General features: G+C 39.9%; 2 protein-coding genes. Both read left to right on the plus strand.

The window, feature by feature from the left end:
- The first annotated feature begins 3,006 nt into the window (after positions 1-3,006).
- Positions 3,007-3,342 carry a hypothetical protein gene (locus tag NG798_RS26660; RefSeq protein WP_261226752.1) on the plus strand — a complete coding sequence of 112 codons (336 nt, stop codon included), beginning with the start codon at positions 3,007-3,009 and terminating at the stop codon, positions 3,340-3,342.
- A gap of 430 nt (positions 3,343-3,772) precedes the next feature.
- On the plus strand, positions 3,773-4,894 hold the full coding sequence (mobV, locus tag NG798_RS26665) for a MobV family relaxase (protein WP_261226753.1): 1,122 nt from the start codon (positions 3,773-3,775) through the stop codon (positions 4,892-4,894).
- Positions 4,895-5,290: the final 396 nt, after the last annotated feature.

The raw sequence follows: 5,290 nt of genomic DNA on the forward strand, positions 1-5,290 counted from the left end.
AACTACCAGCTAGGGAAAGCCGGTTATTGTTAACTAACAACCCTCAAGTATGTAGTTTCACTGCATCGGCTACCCCAAACTCAACACCCGCCACCGGCTGTCCCAGACTCAACACTGATCAACGACGGTCGCAGAACTAAAAGATCGGCCACTAAACATCCAAGACTAACCAGTAGCCATCGGCTAACCAGGACTAAAACATATGCCAGCAGGCATCTAGGAATAAACAACGGCTACCAAACACCCAAGACTAAAGACCGGCCACCGTCTACCCCAGACTCAACACCGACTACCAACTACCCAGGACTCAACACCCGCCACCGGCTGTCCCAGAACTAAAACACCGGCCACCTGACACCCAAGACTAAACATCAGCTACCAAACACCCAAGGCTAAACATCGGCCACCTGACAACAAGTAGAGACTTTCTATAAAAATATCTCCAGTAACTACCGGCCTAATCTTATGCAACCAAAAATTACGGGAAAATAAATCGTGATTTGACTACTTTAGTTAGAGAGTGGGGTTTAGACATTTCCATTCACATATATTTTTAGACATCCTTTTTTAACTTCTTAAGAATAACCTTTATGCAGTTCATTCATATCTACAAATTGGCAAGTACACCTCCTAAAGATATAATTTAATTCCTTTTTCCCTTGACCATTTTTATTAATTAACTTAAAGAGAGCTTAGGAAAGCTTAGGCTATTTAAAGTAAATAAGTATTTTTTTGGTTGGATTTTTATTTAATAAAACTTGAGTTCAGCATTTCTATTTGCTCTATCTTAATACTTGCTCGAAATATCTATCCCCCCCAAAATACACCATATTTTAAGCATTAAAAAGTGGAAACTAGCTTTTCTCCACGATAATTTTTGCCATTCTCATACTCCTCCAAAATTTAATAGCGCTCAGTCATACACAACCTCAATGATACTACGCTAATGCTACACTACTTTACATAAATTCATTTAAGAAAAATGTAAGTAATTAGACTTATTGTATTTGTGTCTTATAAACTGCCATTTTTGTCTTATAAATGAATAATTGTAGAGCTAAAAAGCAGACGCTCTCAAAAAGTACAGCAAGAATTTTTAGTTTTCCTTGTCTTATAAAATAGCCTTTTTGTCTTATAAAACAGCGTTTTTGTCTTATCCATCTGGCAGACCGAATGCTCAATTTTTCGATGTCTAACTGAATCGCTGATCTGGTAAAATGGGGGAGTAGAAAATTCTGGACACACTTACTCCAGGTTTTTTATGTCACCTTAATTTTGTCACTTCACCGGCCCCCAAATTCACTGAAACCAAGCACAGAACAACCAGACTATACATTTCATCTCCAGCCCTCCTTTAGATTTGCTTAAGGTTCGTTACAAAAGTAAATATATTGCTTTGATAGAGGAACGCTAACAGGGGGTAGGTTGTAGCACGTCATTAGCTACAAATAGTAATAGATAATGGTGCTTAGTTTCAGGTTATTTTAGCTAGATAAAGTCTTGTTAGCTAGGCTTATCCGGCTATTTATGGATCTATGCTTTCCACCCCCACAGCATCCCTATTTTAGAACTCCCACCTTCATAGCCTTCTCTCAATAGCAGAAGCGTTTTAGCCTTCGGAGTGGAAAAATCTTCTGTTGACCTACCGGCCCGTACAGATGTAAGCCGCAGAACCACCCTACCTGAGCCCACAAAGCGCGGTTAAAGGTTATAAATTGATGCAAATCTTCCTTTACTCCACCGGCAGCCGGTTGAGTGAGAAGTGTAATCTGAAGTTGAAGGATATAGCAAACGAATTGAAGGAAGAAGAGGAAATATCTTAGGGAAAGGTTCTAAAATCCAACACATTTTTATCTCTCAACAGTTGTCCTGAGATTTACCTCAACACCCAAAAATACTACTTCAATGGTGCCGGTGTTCCCTGGCAAATATGGTGCCGGTGTTCCCTGCCAAATCAGGCTGCTTCAACGATGCCGGTGTTTCCTACCTTTGGCAGGCCGGTCTTAAACAGCAAGCAATTTTGTCAGAATTGTCAGAGCGGCTGCCTCATTGGGCCGATCTTTAACAGAAAGTATGCCCCGGCTGTTTGAAAGCCCACGCAACAGATCCATTAGATAGGGGTGCTCCTTGGGGAGCAAACCAAAAGCCATAAAGCGGATCCACCACCCCACTATATTTTCATTTCTTTGTCACAGCTATCTTATTAGGGAAATAATATTTTAGTGGATTAGGAAAAACTAAGATGAGCAATAATTATTCCTGCTAATAAATAGCTTTTAGCATAATTAATAAACTTTTCTCCACAAATTAAACACTACCACAATCGCTAATCTATTTCCCACTCCTAACCTCTCAAATCAAACAGCAACCAACCAAACAGAAACAGAGTAATACTACAGTCAAACTACATTCTTTATAAAATTCTATACTCTCAAAAAATGCTAAGTATTATTGCCTAAATATTTCTGCCATATAAAACCCCATTTCTGCCATATAAAACCCCGTTTTTGCCATATACTTCAGATTGAATACCTGATAAAATATCATAAATTGAGAATTTTTCTTGCCATCCTAATATGGCAGATTTCGGGTTTTATATGGCAGAAAGCGTAAATTTTTGAGTTAAGCAAAAAAAGCAATGTTCGATGCCTAACTGAATCTCTGGTGTGGTATAACGGGAGAAAATAAAATTCTGGACACTTACTCCGGGTTTTTCATCTCACCTTAGTTTTGTTATCTCACCGACCCCTAAATTCACTAAAATACTATCCTTAGCAACCAGACTATTCAGATCATCATTTCAGCAGCTTTAGATTCCCTTAAGATTTGGTGAAAAATTGGATGTACCACACCCCCTCAAAAGTGGTTAGACAGGAATGGTTGTAACACGCACTTTTCTCGCAATAAAGTTAGCTAAAAACGCTTATTTTGTACATCATTCGTACTTTTATTAAATTATCTGTTCAAAGCACGCCGTAGCAGAGATGATTGGTCACTAAGCAATCCTTGCTGCTCACTATCCTGCTCTCAAAGTTGCTAGATATTTACTACGGACTGCCGGCCCTTTTATGCTTAACTAGCAACGCGAGCTTATGTATTTTTGCTGCACCGGCCAGCCTAGAACTCCCTAGTAATCACCGGCCACCAGTCACCCCGCCATCGGCCATGAGACAACGACCACCGGCCACCAGTCACCCCGCCATCGGCCATGAAACAACGGCCACCGGCCAAAATATACCGAACACTAAGCACCAGCCACCAGACAACGATGGTCTACTGTGTTTTACCGCATCTCCAACAGCTATCGGCCACTTTATACAGAACTGTATCAATGACGATTGACAGTTTTTTTACGACCAGCCTCTATGTTTTATTGGTTAATAACCGTTTTTTTAAACTACCCTCAACAGCTACCGGCCCTATTTTATCGGGCTAACAATTACGGGGAGATAAAGCGTGATTTTGTTACTTTAGTTAGAGGCGATGGGGAAAATTATGCTCTACTTTGATACATAAGCTTGGTTATCAGAATCATTCTAAAAAAGATAAATGGTAATCCAAGCTAAAAACAAATCTTGCTTTCAGAAAAATGAAAAACCTAAATAAGCATATCCAAAACCATTGAACTGACTAACCAAACTACAAATGGCTATTAAATCATCTCCCACCAAACACCCTACTCAACAGTAGAACTGCTGAAAAGTTAGCCTCTTACAGCCAACAGCAGACTCTCTTAAATAAATCCGAGGAACTATTTTAGAAGAAAAAGACCATGAACGCTCAAACAATCTTAAGAGTTAAAAAATTCAACAGCTTGCAGAATCTCAAAACAGCAGCCAGCCACGACACCAGAGCTTTCTTTACTCCGAATGTTAATCCAGATAGAAGTGTAGTCATTTTGGCCGGTGCTACCCACCCAGATGATGTAATTAAACTTACCCGCCTGAAAATAGGCTCTCAGAAAATCAGGAAAAATGCAGTAGTTGGCGCAGAAATTATCCTCAGTGCTTCCCCCGAATACTTTAGGCCAAATGACCCCAGTGCTTACGGAAAATGGGATGAAGAAAAATTGAATTTATGGGAGAAGGCAAGCAGCCAGTGGTTAGAACAAAAATTAGGAGATAATATTCTACAAACCAGCCTGCACCTAGATGAAGCCACCCCCCATATCCATTGTTTGTGGGTTCCTTTAAATAAACAAGGGAAATTAAGTTACTGGACAACTGAATTTGGCGGAACAAGAGACAGTTTATCTAAAGTTCAGGATAGCTATGCTCAAGCTCTTGAACCATTAGGAATTGAACGGGGAATTAAAGGTAGCAAAACCACCCATACCAAAATTCAACAATATTATGAAGCGGTGAATACAGCCATAACAGAACCATTGGTTACTGAACAGTTATTTCCAGAAGTAAGAGAGGGGGAAACAGCAAGCCAATATCGAGAACGGGCCATGCAGGAAGTACAACCACAATTAGAATTGATGAAGCTGCAATTGGGCCATATCCAAATGTTTCAACAAGAACGCAATACTTATCGTCAAAAAGCTATTGCAGCAGAAAAACGCTCATCAGCCTTAGCGGAAAAAGCACGACTGGCTGACGAAATTACCACCGGCATCAGTAAAACTCTTATCCCTCTTGCCACCACCATTACTTCCTTATCTCCTAACCACCGCATAGAGGGGAAAGAATGGAGTTTCTCACGAAAAACGGAAGCAATTTTTGTTCACCGGCACACTGATAATTTCCAAATTAGCCTTAATGAAAAAACGTGGCCCGAAGTTTCCTCGGAACTGAAACCCTCTGATCTTACTGCATTACAAGATTTATCTGGTTTAATGTGCCGGTGGGTACAAGCTAAATATCAACTTTCTCAAGAACCGGAACTTTAAAAGTTTTCAAAATACAAGAGACTATTTTTGATGTATGATCTAAAGCGAGCTTTGAAGTTTGAGAGTTGCCGTAACGTTATCCAATATTGTCCACCAGGCAGAGCGCCACCACAATATTCTGATAACCAACCAACCAACAAGCTTAACTATCCCATTAATAGTAGAGGTTGCCCAGCATTCAAGAAAAACAGACCTAAAAAGTTGAAACCCCCTACTGGCAAAAGTAGAGGGCTTACGGAATTAGGCATAAAAGGCGGTTGATGTACCGCGTCCCACAATTTATATCCTTCTACGCTTTAGCAAACAGCCGATAAACCTCGAAAATTTTGACTCTGTTGCTAAAGACTGGGAGTTTTTTTTCGTTTTCAAAAAGATGATAACACTTTTTGAAACACT

The organism is Ancylothrix sp. D3o (genome assembly GCF_025370775.1).
Lineage (GTDB): Bacteria > Cyanobacteriota > Cyanobacteriia > Cyanobacteriales > Oscillatoriaceae > Ancylothrix.

Excerpts from the sequence above, each read along its gene's own strand:
- mobV (WP_261226753.1), top strand. The coding sequence starts at position 3,773 with ATGAACGCTCAAACAATCTTAAGAGTTAAAAAATTCAACAGCTTGCAG.